Source organism: Anaerostipes sp. AF04-45, assembly GCF_003461725.1.
GTDB classification, from domain to species: domain Bacteria; phylum Bacillota; class Clostridia; order Lachnospirales; family Lachnospiraceae; genus Anaerostipes; species Anaerostipes caccae.
The window spans coordinates 108,882-125,839 of sequence record NZ_QTXQ01000005.1 but is presented as its reverse complement, the minus strand read 5'-3'; the positions used below and the strand labels follow the sequence as shown (position 1 = coordinate 125,839).

The 16,958-nt window shown below is 45.0% G+C and carries 15 protein-coding genes; 14 read left to right on the top strand and 1 reads right to left on the bottom strand.

The window, feature by feature from the left end:
• Positions 1–63 precede the first annotated feature (63 nt).
• From melB to DWV34_RS09210, 7 genes are all read left to right on the top strand, one after another.
• The gene (gene melB / locus DWV34_RS09240) at positions 64–1,443 is read left to right on the top strand and encodes a melibiose:sodium transporter MelB (RefSeq protein WP_009289039.1); all 1,380 of its coding nucleotides are present in this window, start codon (positions 64–66) and stop codon (positions 1,441–1,443) included.
• Positions 1,444–1,463: 20 nt separating this feature from the next.
• Complete coding sequence (locus tag DWV34_RS09235; RefSeq protein WP_118476113.1) at positions 1,464–2,744, top strand: galactokinase; 1,281 nt, start codon at positions 1,464–1,466, stop codon at positions 2,742–2,744.
• A 12-nt stretch (positions 2,745–2,756) separates the two neighbouring features.
• On the top strand, positions 2,757–3,782 hold the full coding sequence (locus DWV34_RS09230) for an aldose epimerase family protein (protein ID WP_024728381.1): 1,026 nt from the start codon (positions 2,757–2,759) through the stop codon (positions 3,780–3,782).
• On the top strand, positions 3,775–5,277 hold the full coding sequence (gene galT / locus DWV34_RS09225; RefSeq protein WP_118476111.1) for a UDP-glucose--hexose-1-phosphate uridylyltransferase: 1,503 nt from the start codon (positions 3,775–3,777) through the stop codon (positions 5,275–5,277). Before DWV34_RS09230 ends, galT begins: the two co-directional genes overlap by 8 nt.
• 17 nt (positions 5,278–5,294) lie before the next feature.
• Positions 5,295–6,290: a UDP-glucose 4-epimerase GalE gene (galE, locus tag DWV34_RS09220; RefSeq protein ID WP_024728379.1), complete on the top strand. Its 996-nt coding sequence runs from the start codon at positions 5,295–5,297 to the stop codon at positions 6,288–6,290.
• 324 nt (positions 6,291–6,614) lie between these two features.
• A complete protein-coding gene (locus DWV34_RS09215) occupies positions 6,615–7,331 on the top strand; it encodes a LytR/AlgR family response regulator transcription factor (RefSeq protein ID WP_118476109.1) in 717 nt (238 codons plus the stop codon).
• Between the two features lie 36 nt (positions 7,332–7,367).
• Entirely contained in the window at positions 7,368–8,630 is a 1,263-nt protein-coding gene (locus tag DWV34_RS09210) for an ATP-binding protein (protein ID WP_006566485.1), read from the top strand.
• A 305-nt stretch (positions 8,631–8,935) separates the two neighbouring features.
• Here the strand turns inward: DWV34_RS09210 and DWV34_RS09205 are convergent, their stop codons facing one another.
• Positions 8,936–9,304, bottom strand: a complete 369-nt coding sequence (locus tag DWV34_RS09205; RefSeq protein WP_006566484.1) for a desulfoferrodoxin family protein — start codon at positions 9,302–9,304, stop codon at positions 8,936–8,938.
• A gap of 154 nt (positions 9,305–9,458) precedes the next feature.
• On the opposite strand from DWV34_RS09205, the gene dpsA reads away from it, so the two are divergent.
• The 7 genes from dpsA (at position 9,459) to DWV34_RS09170 (ending at position 16,935) form a co-directional block, all read left to right on the top strand.
• Positions 9,459–10,301 (top strand): dipicolinate synthase subunit DpsA, encoded by an 843-nt coding sequence (gene dpsA, locus DWV34_RS09200; protein WP_009289031.1) that lies wholly within the window; start codon positions 9,459–9,461, stop codon positions 10,299–10,301.
• Positions 10,301–10,882, top strand: a complete 582-nt coding sequence (locus DWV34_RS09195) for a dipicolinate synthase subunit B (RefSeq protein ID WP_009289030.1) — start codon at positions 10,301–10,303, stop codon at positions 10,880–10,882. Before dpsA ends, DWV34_RS09195 begins: the two co-directional genes overlap by 1 nt.
• A 67-nt stretch (positions 10,883–10,949) precedes the next feature.
• On the top strand, positions 10,950–12,800 hold the full coding sequence (gene asnB, locus DWV34_RS09190) for an asparagine synthase (glutamine-hydrolyzing) (RefSeq protein WP_006566481.1): 1,851 nt from the start codon (positions 10,950–10,952) through the stop codon (positions 12,798–12,800).
• 136 nt (positions 12,801–12,936) lie between these two features.
• A complete protein-coding gene (locus DWV34_RS09185) occupies positions 12,937–13,548 on the top strand; it encodes a cytidylate kinase-like family protein (RefSeq protein WP_009289029.1) in 612 nt (203 codons plus the stop codon).
• A 25-nt stretch (positions 13,549–13,573) separates the two neighbouring features.
• A complete protein-coding gene (locus DWV34_RS09180) occupies positions 13,574–14,182 on the top strand; it encodes a cytidylate kinase-like family protein (RefSeq protein WP_006566479.1) in 609 nt (202 codons plus the stop codon).
• A gap of 217 nt (positions 14,183–14,399) precedes the next feature.
• Positions 14,400–15,266 carry a nitroreductase family protein gene (locus tag DWV34_RS09175; protein WP_227052008.1) on the top strand — a complete coding sequence of 289 codons (867 nt, stop codon included), beginning with the start codon at positions 14,400–14,402 and terminating at the stop codon, positions 15,264–15,266.
• A gap of 175 nt (positions 15,267–15,441) precedes the next feature.
• Positions 15,442–16,935, top strand: coding sequence for an Ig-like domain-containing protein (locus tag DWV34_RS09170; protein WP_158565685.1), 1,494 nt, complete (start codon positions 15,442–15,444; stop codon positions 16,933–16,935).
• The last annotated feature ends 23 nt before the right edge of the window (positions 16,936–16,958 follow it).

Genomic DNA, 16,958 nt, shown 5'->3' with positions numbered 1-16,958 from the left:
CTAAACAGTATTACTATATAGACACAGGAACGAAACTAAGATATGAAATAGGAGGCTTTATGTATGGAAACGAATAACAGCAGGGAGAAGGTACCGGGCAGAGTGAAGTATACGTTTGCTTTCGGGGCACTGGGGAAAGACTTAATCTACGGAATGATCGCAACATTCTCGATGATTTACTTTACTGATATCCTCAAAGTATCGCCGGCATTTATCGGTATCGTATTTTTTGCGGCAAAATTGTGGGACGCGTTCAATGACTTGTTTATGGGCATGATCGTAGACAATACGAGATCCAGATGGGGAAAATTTGTTCCCTGGCTGGTAATCGGAACACTGATCAATTCTGTAGTGTTCGTTATACTGTTTACAGACTTTCATTTATCAGGAAATGCACTCTGTGTGTTTGTCGCAGTCATCTATGTGGCCTGGGGAATGACCTACACGATCATGGATATCCCGTATTGGTCCATCATTCCAAACCTGACATCCGATCCGAGGGAGAGGGAAGTGGTTTCCGTCCTGCCGCGTATTTTTGCCAGTCTGGGACAATCTCTGATCATTGCCGGTTTCGGGGTGCAGATCATCGGAGCTCTGGGAGGAGGCTATATCGGTTATCACAGATTTGCCATGTTCATAGCCGGAATGTTTATCTTTACAATCGGAGTCGCCGTATTTAACTTAAAACTAAAAGATGACGGGAATGTGCCGTCAGAAAAAATTTCTTTTAAAGGTGTATTCTCCATTATTAGACAGAATGACCAGCTGCAGTCGGCAGTGGGGCTGATCCTGCTGTACAATGTAGGCATTCAGTTTATTATGGGAGTGGCAGTTTACTATTTTACTTATGTATGCGGCAACGCAGGGATGCTTTCTGCATTTATGATCAGCGCATCCATTGCGGAAGTGGTGGGACTCATCATCTTTCCGAAAGTAGCGGCAAGGCTGTCCAGAAAGGTATCTTTCCTGCTGGCCTGTACTCTTCCGTTTGTGGGATTGGCTCTTCTCCTTGCGGTGGGATTTGTTTGTCCCGAAAATATCGTGCTCACAGCCATATCAGGAATCATTGTAAAGACAGGAACCGGCCTGGAACTTGGCTGTGCCACTGTATTTTTATCCGACGTAGTGGACTACGGAGAATATAAGCTGGGTACAAGAAATGAGTCGGTAGTCTTCTCTTTACAGACACTGATCGTGAAATTTACAGCTGCACTGACCTCGTTGTTTATAGGATTTGCACTGCAGCAGACGGGATACATACCAAACAGCCCGGACCAGAGTATGCTGACCATGAATTCCATACGGGTGCTGATGTGTGCCGTGCCTGCACTTTCTATGCTCACTGCATATGTCATTTATAAAAAAGCATATAAGCTCAGCGACAGTTTTATGAAACAAGTGATTGAAACAATACAGGAAAGGAGATTTAACGCAGAAGCCTGACATTCTGCGGAGGTGGAAAGATGAAAGATACAAGTGTGCTGATGAACGAATTTAAAAAAGGAACTTATGAGAGTCTGTTGAAAGATATTTATGTAGATGACAGTGTGCTGGAATATCAGAGAGAAAGATACATAAAAGCACTGAATCAGTATGAAGAAATATTCGGGGAAGAGGAAGTGGAGATCTATTCTGCACCGGGACGAAGTGAAGTGGGGGGCAATCACACGGACCATCAATATGGTAAGGTTCTTGCAACGTCTATTAACCTGGATGCCATTGCAGTGACTGCCAGGACAGAAGATGAGAAGATCACGATAGTATCTGACGGATATGAGCGCATGGAAATCGGTTTAAACGACCTGCCTGCCAAAGAGGATGAAAGAGAAACCTCTCTGGCACTAATCAGGGGGGTTGCCGCCAGGCTGAAACAGAAAGGTCATAAGATAGGAGGTTTCCGGGCATATATCACCAGTGATGTGCTGATCGGCGCAGGAATGTCTTCCTCCGCAGCCTACGAAACCTTGATTGGTACGATCCTGTCCGGACTGTACAATCAGATGAAACTGGACCCGGTGTTCTTAGCCCAGGCGGGCCAGTATGCAGAAAATGAATATTTTGGGAAACCATGCGGCCTGATGGATCAGATGGCGTCTTCGGTGGGAGGAATGATCTATATTGATTTTGAAAATCCGGAGGAGCCGGAAGTAAAGCAGGTAAAAGTTGACTTTGAAGGGTTTGGACACAGCCTCTGCATTGTGGATACGAGAGGGTCCCATGCGGATCTGACAGAGGACTATGCCATGATTCCGTCTGAAATGAAGCAGGTGGCCCATTATTTTGAAGAAGATGTGCTGCGGAAAGTAGACAAGACCGACTTTTATCTGAATATACCGGCCATCCGTGAAATCCTTGGGGACCGGGCCGTGCTCCGCGCCATGCATTTGTTTGAGGAAAATAAGAGGGTGGAAGAAGAGGCGGAGGCCCTGGAACAGGGAAAATTCGAGGTCTTCAAAAAACTGGTGAAGGATTCAGGAGATTCCTCTTTCAAGTATTTACAAAACGTATATTCCAATCACCAGGTGAACAACCAGAGTGTTTCCATCGGACTTGCAGTCAGTGATGTGATACTGAAAGACAGAGGTGTAAGCCGTGTCCACGGGGGAGGCTTTGCAGGAACCATTCAGGCTTTTGTACCGGATGAGATCGTTCCGCTGTATCAGAAAACCATGGACAGTGTATTTGGAGAAGAAGCGTGCCATATTTTGAAAGTCCGCAAATACGGCGGAATGAAAGTTTTATAGGGAGACAGGACAATGGCGGAGATGAAAGTGATCGAACAGCGACAAGACGGCATTGACATCATTGAGATGAAGAATCAGGATCTGACAGTGAGAGTTACAAATCTGGGATGCCACATTCTTTCGGTCTGGATGAAAGACAACAAAGAAAATATAGACGATGTTGTGCTCGGACTTCAAAATATAGAAGACTATAAGGAGGATGACAAATATATCGGAGGAATCCTAGGAAGGGCGGCGAACCGGATCAAAGACGGAAAGTTTACCCTTAACGGACAGGAGTATCATCTGCCGGTCAATAACGGACCGAACCATCTTCACGGAGGCACAGAAGGGTTCGATAAGAAAGTCTGGGATTATGAGATCCGGGACCATAAAGTGATCTTTTCCTATCTGTCAAAAGATATGGAAGAAGGATATCCTGGAAACTTGAAGATACATGTTTCCTATGAACTGACAGGAAATACGTTTACCATGGTTTACTACGGAACAACCGACAAGGACACGATTGTAAATCTGTCCAACCACACCTACTTTAACCTGTCCGGAGGAAAAGAAAAGATTTATGACCATAAGCTGAAAATAAAAGCAGCTCAGATTGCCTGTGTAGACCAGGACGGATGTACTACCGGCGAAAAACTCTTCGTGGACGGCACCCCGTTCGATTTCAGAAAATTCCACAGGATCGGGGAACGGATCGATGAAGATCATGAACAGCTTAACTTTGCAGGAGGGTATGACCACGCTTTTGTTTTCAGCGGGCAGAAAGACCAGATCACGCTGTTTCATGAAGAAACAGGGAGAAAAGTGACAGTTTCCACGAACCTTCCGACCGTACAGCTTTACACTTCAAACTTTCTGGAAGGAGGCTTGCCGGGGAAAGAGGGAAGAGTCAACGTAAACAGGGACGGTGTCTGCCTGGAAACCCAGTTCATGCCAAATGCTGTCAATCTTGAGGAAAAGCCACAGGTGATCCTCAGAAAAGGCGGCAGTTATGCAGTGTTTACCGCTTTTAAATTCGAGGTGCAGGAAGATGATTGATGAATATATTGCAAAATTAGTACAGTATGGGCTCGATAAAAAACTGATCGAACCGGAGGACAAGATTTACACGATCAATCAGTATCTGGAGATCTTTAAGCTGGATGATTACGAGGAGCCCAAAAGACCTGCCGGGGAGATCGATCTGGAAGAAATCCTGACAAAACTGACGGATGAGGCATATGACCGTTATATTATAAAGAGCAATGATGTCGTGACGAGAGATCTGTTTGACACAAAGCTCATGGGTGTTTTGGTGCCGAGGCCAAGCCAGGTGATACGGGATTTCCGGGAGAAGTATCAAAAAAGTCCGGAAGCAGCCACCGAATTTTTCTATAAGTTCAGTCAGGATACAGACTATATCCGCAGATACCGTGTGAAGAAGGACTGGAAGTGGACCGTAGACAGCCCATATGGAATCATTGATATTACCGTGAATCTCTCCAAGCCGGAAAAGGACCCGAAGGCCATTGCCGCGGCAAAGAATGCGGCGCAGAGCCGTTATCCCAAATGCCAGCTGTGCATGGAAAATGAAGGGTATGCAGGGCACATGAATCACCCGGCGAGACAGAATCACAGAGTCATTCCGGTTACAGTCAACGGCAGCAGATGGGGATTCCAGTATTCACCGTATGTTTATTACAATGAGCACTGTATCGTATTTAACGGAGAGCATGTGCCTATGAAGATTGACCGGACGGCGTTTGTGAAGCTGTTTGATTTTGTCAGACAGTTTCCTCACTACTTCCTCGGCTCCAATGCAGATCTTCCGATCGTGGGAGGTTCCATCCTGTCACACGACCATTTCCAGGGCGGACATTATCAATTTGCCATGGCAGATGCGAAGATCGAAAAACATTATACGATCAAGGGATTTGAGGATGTGGAGACGGGAATCTTAAACTGGCCGCTGTCAGTGCTCCGAATCCGGTCAAAGGACGAGAATCGGCTGATTGATATGGCGGATCATGTCCTAAAAGTATGGAGGGAATACAGCGACGGGGATGCCCATATTTATGCACAGACCGGCGGGGAACCGCACAATACCATCACTCCGATTGCGAGAAAGACCGGGGAGACCTATGAGCTGGATCTCGTATTGAGAAATAATATCACGACTGTAAAACATCCTCTGGGGCTGTTTCATCCTCATGAACAATATCACCATATTAAGAAAGAAAATATCGGTCTGATCGAAGTCATGGGTCTTGCGGTGCTGCCATCCAGATTAAAAAAAGAAATGGAGCTTCTTGCGGAGTGCCTTGTATGTAAAACTCCGATCGAAGAATATGAATGTCTTAGAAAGCATGTTGACTGGGCGGAGCAGTTTGTGCCAAAATATAAGGAGATCAACAAAGAGAATGTCATGGATATCCTGAAAGAAGAGATCGGACAGATATTTGTAAAAGTCCTTGAGGATGCAGGAGTTTATAAATGCACCGAAAAGGGCAGGAAACAGTTTGAGAGATTCATTTTTACACTGGATCAGCAGTAAGAAAGGCGGAATGAAATATGAAGATTTTAGTATTAGGCGGAGCAGGCTACATCGGGTCCCATACGGTTTATGAACTGACTGATGCGGGAGAAGACGTTGTGATCATTGATAACCTGGAGACCGGATACAAAGAGGCGGTTCACCCGAAAGCCAAATTCTATCAGGGAGATTTAAGAGACAGGGCATTTGTGGACAGCGTTCTGGATCAGGAGACCGGCATCGATGCGGTCATCCACTTTGCGGCAAACTCACTCGTAGGTGAGAGCATGACGAATCCGCTGAAATATTATGACAACAATCTGTGCGGCACAAAGACCATGCTGGAATCTATGGTGGCACACGGCATCGATAAGATTGTTTTTTCTTCTACGGCGGCGACCTATGGAGAACCGGAGAAGACTCCGATCCTGGAGACAGACCGGACAGAGCCGACCAATACTTATGGCGAGACAAAGCTCTCCATGGAAAAGATGTTCAAATGGGTGGGCAAAGCACACGGACTCCGGTTTGTATCACTGCGCTATTTTAATGCATGCGGAGCCCATAAAAGCGGAGAGATCGGCGAGGCCCACAATCCGGAGACCCATCTGATTCCGCTGATCCTTCAGGTGCCGAACGGAAAAAGAGAAGCGATCAGTATTTTCGGAACCGATTATCCGACCAAAGACGGGACCTGCGTCAGGGACTATATTCATGTGACGGATCTTGCACAAGCGCATATCCTCGCGGTAAAATATCTGATGGAAGGAAATGAAAGTGATATCTTCAATCTCGGAAATGGAATCGGCTTTACGGTCAAAGAGGTGATCGAGACTGCAAAAGAGGTAACGCAAAAACCGATCAAGGCAGTGGAAGAAGGCCGGAGGGCCGGGGACCCTGCAGTGCTGATCGCATCCAGTGAGAAGGCAAAGAAAGTCCTTGGGTGGAAGCCGGAACATGCGGATCTTCATGAGATCATTGAGAGTGCATGGAAGTGGCACAGCACACATCCGGAAGGATATCAGAGCAAATAATACAAGTAATATAATGTAAAAAATGGAACGGTTATCAGGAAATTAGAACGTATATCTGGATTTCCACCAATATGCTTGACGATCATACGGTATTGTTCTATACTGACCACAAGCTTGGCGGGTTTTGTTGTTGATCAGCAGAGACAACATCCTTAGAGAATGTAATCCCAGAATCTGCCGGAGCACAGACAAATATTTATCATAATTAAAAAAGCAGGCATGATGCATTTTTTATTGCACATGCCTGTTCTTTTTTGCATTTGGCGTGGGAAAGGGGTAAAATATGATTATATTTTACGTTTTATAATATAGAAAGGACTGAGGATGGAGAGAACGTTAAAAATAGCAATCTGTGACGATGAACAGACTTATTTGGATATCTTGGAAGATGAATGCCTCCGGTTCCTGGAGTGCAGAAATCAAAAGGCACAAATCTTCTGTTTTCAAAGGGGAAAAGCTCTGCTTTCTTCGGAGGATGAGTTCGATATCATCCTGCTCGACGTGGAACTGCCGGATATGGATGGATTTTCTGTTGCGGAAGAGTGGAAGAACCTTCAGAGACCCGGAAAGATCATTTTTATAACGAGCCATGATGAATGGGTCCAGAGAGCTTTTAAGGTTCAGGCATTCAGGTATCTGTATAAAAGTGGAAGCGGACAGGATCTTTTGGAGGCGCTGGAAGACGCGCTCAAAGATATGAACGACAATGAAGGGATTGTACTGGAGGGAAAGGAGGAGAGCAGATTCGTTTACTTCCGGGAGATTCGATGGATCGAAGCTCTGGGCGATGAAATAGCGGTGTTTCTTGTGGGAGGGCATCTGATCGTGAGATTGTCTCTGAAAAAAATTGAGGGGTGTTTGGATGAGAGGTTTCAGCGGATCCACAAGGGATACATAATTAATTTCCAATTCGTAGAGCATTATTACAAAGAACGGCTTGTGCTGTTCTGCGGAAAGGAATTTCAGATTTCCAAGAGGAAACAGAAGGAGGTCAAAAAACACTATTTTGAGTATATAACCAAATATGCAAAAGTGATATAATGAACCCATATGGGAAATGGGCAGTGAGGGTGAAAAGTGAAAGGATTATATTGGGTGTATGTGTACGCCATTGAACTTTGGAAGATGATCTTGATCATGAGGGGGATTTTAGGGATCGAACCGGTGCGGAAACGGCAGGTGCTGATGTTTCAGATTCCGGCAGTTTTGGGAGTGCTGGCAAGCTTTAAGTACCAGCTTCCCGTGAATATAGTTATTGTCCTGTTTATTATGTTGTCGGCATGGATTTATTTTAATAAGTTTTTTCTGTCAGTGTTTACCTGGCTCGGAATTTCGATCATGGATTTTCTGATCGGACTGTTTATTATTTTTTTCGCACAGATGGATTTTCAGACAGCTTATAACAGCAATCATTTCGCTGATGTGGAGGAGGTCTTCAGTTTTCTTCTGCTGATCGTTATCATTGCGGTACGGAAGAGGTTTGAAGTCAAGAAGATCCAGTATACATACAGTGATGTGGCACTGGGAGCCATGGTACTGGTTGGGGTGATCGCCTGTATCGGTCCCTTTCTGTCGGAAGGATTTCAGAACTGGACATCCATCGGTAAGAGGCTGGAGATCCTTCTTGGATTTCTTTTGATGCTGTTTGGAATCAGCAGTATTATATACCGGATCTGCAGAGTCAGGCAGGAGCAGGAACAGTTTGAACAGCAGATGCTGTGGAATGAACGTCTGTTAAACGAACAGAAAAAGTATTATGAACTGCTGCTTCAGAAGGAGGAGATGACCAAAAAGATCAGACATGACATGAAAAGCCAGCTGGCATGTCTGAGCAGATTTCTGGAAAAAGAAGAGTATGACAATGCAAGGGAATATCTGGGCGAGCTGACCGGAGATATAAAGCGTTTGAATATTCTCATTTCTACCGGAAATGATGTGGTTGATATAGTGGTAAATGATATTGTCCAGAGCGAAAAGATTAAGATCAACTGGAAAGGAAAAATTCCGAGCAGGCTTAACATGACCAATGCAGAGATCTGTATTTTGTTTTCCAATCTTCTCAAAAATGCTGCGGAAGCCGTCAGAGATATGGAAGACAAGACAGTCAGCGTCACGGTCAAGCTCACCGGGCATCATTTGATTTTGGAGGAGAGCAACCGGACCATGAAGCCGGTGATCATAGAAGACGGCCGTCTCAAAACTACGAAGCATGACAAAGAAAAACACGGCATTGGAAGCCGCAATATGATCGAAATCGCCGAAAAGTATAACGGGGATGTTTCCTTCCGGTGTGAGAATGGGATATTCTATGTAAAAATTATCCTTCTGGATACTATTTAATGGAAAAAAAGATGACGGTTATTCAAATATCAAGTCGTTCCCCGCGGGTATATTGAAACAAGGAATAGGACCTTTTATAGTGTGTATTGTTACCGAGATAATTGTCGAAAGCAAAGCAGTATAAAGGGGGATAAAACAATGACATGCATGAGATGGCCTTGGCCTTTCTAATCGTCATCTAGTCCGTTTGGAGGACTAATTACAAAGGATAAAGAATTAATTATGAGGGTAGCCTTAAATTAAGAGACATAAAACAAGAGGCATTTCTGAGAAGATCAGAGATGCCTCTTTTATTATGTCTGATTTTATGCTTTCCACAGTCCGTGGAGATTGCAGTATTCATATGCGGCAATCAATTCCTCACCGTCTGCCAGAAGGAATTCTGCCTCCGGTTTTTCACCCGGATTCAGATATTTTATCTGATGGCCGCGGCTGGTTTCAATGCAGATGAACATAATGTAGTGAGCCTCCATCATAGGATGTTCGGCTTCTCCGACCTTCACGCTGATCCTGCGGTCATCCGCTGAAATGACCGGGACGTGTTTTTCTGCTGCCCCGTCGGTAGTGCCTGGAACAAGCTCCGTCATTTTCTGGCCGCAGCACATGACCGGTACCCCGCTGTCATTCAGCAAAGTCATGATGTTTTTGCAGTGTTCACAGATAAAAAATTTCATTTTAAGAACTCCCTTCTTTAAAACAACAACCCTGGTTACTGATTCTAATATATCAGATTATGCGTCATTTGTCTGTAGAATTTGGAAAAAATGAAGCAACTCTGTGACAAATTTCATATACTATCATTAGATGGCAGCAGAAAGGAGCGGTAAAATGTATGATTTTGCAGTGCTTGGCGGTGATTTAAGACAGTTTTATATGGCAAAACAGCTTGCTTTTAAAGGCTATTCTGTGATTACCTATGGGATCGCATCCGGGGAGGTGCAGGCTTCTTCTATGAAAGAAGCCGTGGAAAATGCAGAAATCCTGATCGGCCCGATCCCTTTTTCCAAAGACCGTGAAAACCTGGTTTCCATGGAATGCTGTGCTGACTTCGGAATAGAGGATGTAAAACAGCATCTGAGGAAAGGGCAGAAGATCTTTGCGGGATGTATTCCGGATGACTTCTGCCGCTATTGCATGAATGCGGGGGTTGCTGTCCATGACTTTATGAAATTGGACTCAGTGGCGTTAAAAAATGCCGTGCCCACTGCCGAGGGAGCTGTGGCAGAAGCCGTTTTTGATTCTCCTGTACAGATACAGGGAAGCCGATGTCTGGTGACAGGCTTCGGACGATGCGGCAGCGTCCTGGCAGAAAAGCTGAAGCTTTGGTCGGCCAAAGTAACGGCAGCCGCAAGAAATAAGGAGCAGCGTGCCCTGGCGGAGTCCTTTGGAATAAAAGCAGTCTCTCTCGATGAGCTGAAAGAAGAACTTTCTCAGGCTGATTTTATTTTTAACACGATTCCGGCCATGATTTTAGACAGAGAACGTCTGGAACAGGTAAAAAAAGAGGCGTTAATCGTGGATATTGCATCTGCGCCGGGAGGCGTAGATTTCATGGCGGCAGACGAATTGGGGATCAAGGCAAAACAATGTCTTGGAATTCCCGGCAAGTATGCAGCGTGTTCGGCAGCTGCCATTCTGACAGAAACAATGATTACGGAATGGGATGTATGATGAGTGTAAAAGGAAAGAAAATAGGAATTGCCGTAACTGGCTCATTCTGCACATATGAAAAAATTTTTATCCAGCTTGAGAAGCTGGCAGAAGAAGGAGCACAGGTGCAGACCATTTTTTCCGGGGCCGCACAGAGCATAGACAGCCGATTTGGAAAGGCAGAAGATTTCTTGGATAGGGCAGAGAAGATCACTGGGATTACCCCGATGAAAACGATCGCCCAGGCTGAACCGATCGGTCCAAAGAGTCTATTGGATATTCTGGTGATCTTCCCGTGTACAGGAAACACGCTTGCAAAGCTGTGCAGCGGGATCACAGATTCACCGGTCCTGATGGCGGCAAAAGCCCATTTAAGGAACGATAAACCTTTGGTGATTTCTGTATCAACCAATGACGCTCTGGGAATAAATATGAAGAACATCGGAGCTCTGATGAATATGAAAAATATTTATTTTGTACCGTTTGGGCAGGATGATCCGGTGAAAAAACCGAACTCCATGATCGCCGATACCAGCCTTTTGATCCCGACTGTGGAAAAAGCGCTGGAAGGCAGACAATATCAGCCGGTTATCCGGGGATAGAACGTAAGGCTCCCGGTGATGCTTCACCGCGGGGCCTGTATGAAAAAAAGTTGAAGAGGTGGCACATATGTGTGGTATTGCGGGATTTTGTAATCCTCATAACAGGTATCTGGAAAAGAAAGGACAGTGGGAAGATGTTCTGGACCGTATGAATCAAGTTCAGAAGCACCGGGGCCCGGATGATCAGGGAACGTTTTTGGAAAATGGGTGCGGCCTGGCCCATGTCCGTCTCTCGATCATTGACTTATACACCGGTCATCAGCCCATGGTAAGAGAGGAATCCGGACGTAAGTTTGTCATTGTGTATAACGGTGAAATTTATAACATGAAGGAATTGAAACAGGAGCTGAAAAAGGAAGGGGCGATCTTCAGGACAGCGAGCGATACGGAAGTGATCCTGGCGGGGTACATCCTTCACGGACCGGCCTTTGTGGAGAAACTGAACGGTATTTTTGCGGTCAGTATTTGGGATTCTGCGGAAAAGAAGCTGTTTTTGTTCAGAGACCGGCTTGGGGTCAAACCGTTGTTTTATTCTTTTTCCGGCCAGACCCTTGTATTTTCATCCGAGATCAAGGGTATCTTTCAGTATCCGGGGATAGAACCGGTCATCGACCGGGACGGACTCGGTGAGATTTTTGGACTGGGACCGGCAAAATCCTATGGAAAAGGAGTATTCAAAGGCGTTTCAGAAGTACTGCCGGGTCATTTTCTGGAGTACAGCACGGAGGGGCTTAATGATCACACTTACTGGAAGCTTGAGAGCCGGCCTCATGAAGAATCTTATGATCAGACGGTAGAGAAACTGTCTTATCTGGTCCACGATGCGGTAAAGATGCAGATGCTCTCTGATATTCCGATTTGTACGTTTTTATCCGGAGGGGTGGACAGCAGTCTTGTGACAGCCATCTGTGCCAAAGAGCTTGGCAGACAGGGGAAACAGCTGAATACCTTTTCTTTTGATTTTGTAAACAATGACCGGTATTTTAAGGCCAATTCTTTTCAGCCGTCTCAGGACCGTCCATGGGTAGACCGTATGGTAGAGGCATCGGGAACCAATCACACGTACCTGGAGTGTAATAACGAGCAGCAGATTGAGAACCTGTACAGGGCTGTGGATGCAAGAGACCTTCCCTGCATGGCTGATGTGGAGTCTTCCCTTCTCTACTTCTGTTCAAAAGTTGCCGAGACAAAGAAGGTTACTCTGACCGGAGAATGTGCGGATGAGATTTTCGGAGGATATCCGTGGTTTCATAAAAAAGAATGTTTTGAAGCCCATGCATTTCCGTGGTCTATGGATATGGAGCCCAGGGAGGCCCTGTTAAGCGGCGATGTGCTTCAGGCGGTAGATCTGAAAGCCCATGCACGGCGGGCATACGAAAAGACGATCCGGGAAACCCCAAGACTTCTTGGAGAAGATCCGACAGAAAGCCGGAGGAGAGAGATCTCCTATCTGAATCTTAAATGGTTTATGGTCACACTTCTGGACCGGATGGACCGCACCAGCATGTATTCCGGCCTGGAAGCCAGAGTACCGTTTGCCGACCACAGGATCGTGGAATATATGTGGAATGTGCCGTGGGAAATGAAATGTCCGGACGGTGTGGTCAAAGGACTGTTAAGGGCCGCAGGTGAAGGAGATCTTCCGAATGAAGTATTGTACAGGAGGAAGAGTCCGTATCCGAAAACGTATCATCCTGAATATGAAAAAATGCTGGGAGACCGGCTGCGGGAAGTGATCGCAGATCCCAATGCTCCGATTCGGAATTTGATCGATAAAAAGAAAACGGAAGAATTTTTAGAGAGTCCGTCGGACTACGGAAAACCTTGGTATGGACAGCTGATGGCAGGACCGCAGATGGTGGCGTTTATGCTCCAGGTCAACTACTGGCTGGAAACGTATCATATCGCTGTCATATAAGAAGAGAACAGAAGGGATTGTTTTCATAAAAGAACAATTCCTTCTGTTTTTTATGTTTTTTCCACTCTGTCATGGTATAATGAAGATAAGATATTGATCTTAGCAATCACTGTTTATGAGCAAAGGAGTGATGTTTATGAAAGAGAACAGAATCATATGTATTTCCAGAGAATTCGGAAGCGGCGGCCATGAATTGGGAGAACACCTGTCAGAGAAGCTGGGGATCAAGCTGTTCGACAGCGAGATCATAACAAAGGTAGCCGAGCTTGGCAATGTGCCTGAAGACTTTGTGGAAGAACAGGGGGAGGTCAGAGACTTCCGGGGCTTCCTGGGAGTGATGCCGTCCGGACATGCTGCAGCGGACATTACAAGAGACTTTGTAGTTACTTCGGAGAAACTGTTTGCCCTTCAGTCCATTGCCATCCGGCAGATGGCTAAAGACGAAGGTTCCTGTATTTTTGTGGGACGGTGTGCGGATGTTATTCTGCAGAATCAGGCAGAGTGCATCTCAGTTTTTGTCCACAGCCCGCTGGAAGACAGGATTCAGAGAATTATGGATCTGCGGCAGATTACAGAAAAGGAAGCAAGGAAACTGATTAAGAGGACTGACCGGGAAAGAGCCTCTTACCACAACTATTACACGAAGATCAAGTGGGGACATCCGAGCAACTATCACCTGGTTCTTAACATGGGAAAACTGGGCATGGAAAATGCGGTGGATCTGATTTCTTACTATGTAGAACGCTGAATATGATACAGAGAGGAGAGATGATATGAGGCCGAATACGATTATATGCATATCCAGAGAGTACGGAAGCGGAGGCCATGAAATTGCGGAGAAGCTTTCAGAGGATTTAGGGATCAAGCTATTTGACAAAGAACTGATCGCCAGAGTGGCAAAGATGGCGGACGTGTCTGAAGAGTATATAAGCCAAAGGGAAGAGACCGGTGATTATGCCTATATCTTCGGAGTTCCCATCGGACATCCGGCCACGACTCCTATGGATGAATGTATCCTGACACCTGAGAAGCTTTTTGTCATTCAGTCCATTGCCATACGCCAGATCGCAGAGCAGGAGAAGTCCTGCATCTTTGTGGGGCGGTGTGCAGATGTTATCCTTCAGAAACTTCCCGGCTGCCACTCTTTCTTTATCCACAGCTCTGAGGCAGTGCGGATTCAGAGGATCATGGACACGGAGGACGTCTCTGAGCGGGAGGCGAAACGTCTCATGAAAAAGGTGGATAAGGAGAGGGCTTCTTACCACAATTACTACACAAAAATCAAGTGGGGACATCCGAGCAATTATGAACTGGTCATCAACACCGGCCGGACAGGTATAGATAAAGCGGTAAAAGTCATAGAATCTTACTTGGAAGAATAGATATAAAGGGCAGATGGGAAATCCACCTGTCCTTTTTGTATATCCGAAGGGCACACCGTAATTCATTCCCTTTGGGTGGACGTACTTTATACGATAATGTATACCCACAGGGCATCACGTATTTTATACCCTTCGGGTGGACGCGCTTTGCGCGATAAGGTATAATATAACAAGTAGCAGGAAGATATTTTTACTGGATAAGGGAGGTTGTATGACTATGGAATATAAAGATTTGATTGAAAGCAAGAACTCCGTCAGGGATTATAAAGAGAAGGAAGTCGATGCCGCTACCGTTAAGAAAATCCGGGATTTTGCCCAGTCCTGTGAGCGCCTGGATGACAGTATCGGGATCGATATCCGCTTTATGGATAATGATACCGTTTACCGCCAGCTGGACGGGTATGCAGGATATAAAGGGATTTTGATCAATGCGCCGCACTATATGATCGTTTTGTCAGAGAAAAAGGATCATTATATTGAAAATGGCGGATATGTGGGTGAATCTATCTCTGTTAAAGCTCATTCTCTGGGAGTGGATTCCTGCTGGATTACCTTCAAAGACAGCCGTACAGTCATTGAAAAGCTGAACATTGTCACGGATAAAGAAGTGGTGGCGATTATGGCATTGGGATACGGAAAGAAGCGGTTTAAAAAGGTTACAGGGAATGTCACATTGGGAAAAGGATATGCCAATGCGGATTTTCAGGTGAAAGACAGCGTTATATCTCCAAGGATGCCTTTAGAAGAGATTGTTTTTCTTGATACATGGGGCAATAAAGCAACGGTGGATGAGCTTGTGAACCGGGCTGTATACGAACCGTTAAACTATGCAAGGATGGCGCCTTCTACTTTAAATCGCCAGCCGTGGAGATTTATCATTGACGGAGGACTGCTGATTCTTACAGTCAGGGACGACGAGGATACGAATCTCTACGAGGAACAGATCGACGCGGGCATCGTCATGCTTTACTGCAAGAAGGTGATGAGGGAGACCTTATGTGAGATCAGCTGGAATCTCGAACCTGTGGAAAATAAATACAATATACCGGATAACTATAAGATTGTGGCATCCTGCAGTATGTAATACCCCTAAGGATTTCCGTAATATTATAAAAATGACCAAATACAGTTAAACGAGTTTTCTTCGTTTAACTGTATTTTTTTCCGACTGAAAAACAACAAATAACAACATAGATTCAATCTCATTATTATTTCAGCTTCTTATGATAAAATGTTTTACAGAATAAGGAGGAATGATTATGAGGAAGATGAGCAGTTCATTATGGAAAAAGGGAATGGCTGCGGCTTTATCTGCAGTAATGATGTTTGGTGTTTTTGGGGGAACGAAGACTTCTGTATCCGGGGCTTCCGGCAAAAAAGTCGATGCCAATATGGATGGCAGAGCGAATGAGACGGTTACAGTAAACAATGCAAAAGGCGCAAGGATGATCAAAGTAGGCTCCTATGTAAAATCAGGAGGAGAGCTTAAGACGGGAAAGACATATTATGCACTGCGTCTCGCAGACGGTTATGGGGAACAGCGGCCGGATTATAAAAGGGTGCTGAAACAGAATACATGGGTAACGGTAAGCGCAAGTCTGCTTCCTGTAAAACTTGGCCGAAAGGTTTCCAGCCCTACCTGGTATAATTCACCCGATCAAAGCTACAATAAGGTACAGAAAGGCGATACTTATTTTGCTTTAAACAGTAAAGACAATACAGAATTTGTAAATCTGTTTGACAGCTGTAATGGAACCATTGCATTTAACGAGACTTTTAAGGGAAGCAATATTAATACCACGGACGGGAAGTATTCCCGCTATGGATGTGACAACGGCGGAGTAGCCGGCCAGCCAATTCTTTTATATCATGGTTCATCTGCCAGCGAGTATGTTTTAAGCGGGATTTATGTAAAGAATACAAAGACTTATAAGAAGAACCAAGTGATCAAAAAGTCGGATTTTACGGTCTATGCAAAATATGTGAATAAGAAAAACAGTAAAGATGTAAAATGGGGGAAAGCAGATACAAATTATATCGCTTTATCTCAGACTAGTGCGCAGAACGGAAAATTTAAAGTAAAGGTGCAGTATCCTACAACAGGTGCAGATATGCCAAGTCTGGCAGCAGGTGCCAAAACTAAGGAGCTCACTCTCAATACAGCAGCCAGTACCGCAAAGAAGGTCATTGTAGCAACTGGTACGGCCAAGACTTCCAGGAAGGTTCAGCTGTCATGGACAAAGACGAAGGGTGCGGACGGATACCGGATTTACGGTAATCAATGTGGAAAGAAATCTACACCAAAATATTTAAAGACAGTAAAGAAGGGAACGAAGACTACCATCACAAAGATTGGAAAGCGAAAACTGAAATCCAAAGGTTCCTATAAGTTTTATGTAAGACCATATCAAAATGTGAACAAACAGAAAAAGAACATTGGAAAATCTAATACGGCACATGTATTGATGAGAGCCGGTTCACGGTATGCAAATGCATCTTCCGTCTCTGTAAAGAAGAAATCAATTACGCTGAAAAAGGGCAGGACAGCTGTCATTAAAGCAAAGGTAAAGGTCCCGTCCGGCAAGAAACAGCCGAAAAATCACGGTGCAAAGATTCGTTACATGACTTCAAAAAGTTCTGTAGTATCCGTGAACAGCAAAGGAAAGATCAAAGCAAAGAAAGCCGGCAAGGCAGCTATTTATGTGATCAGTGAGAATGGAAAGTATAAAAAGGTCAGCGTAACGGTAAAATAAAAAATGCTGAAAGAAAATGTTGT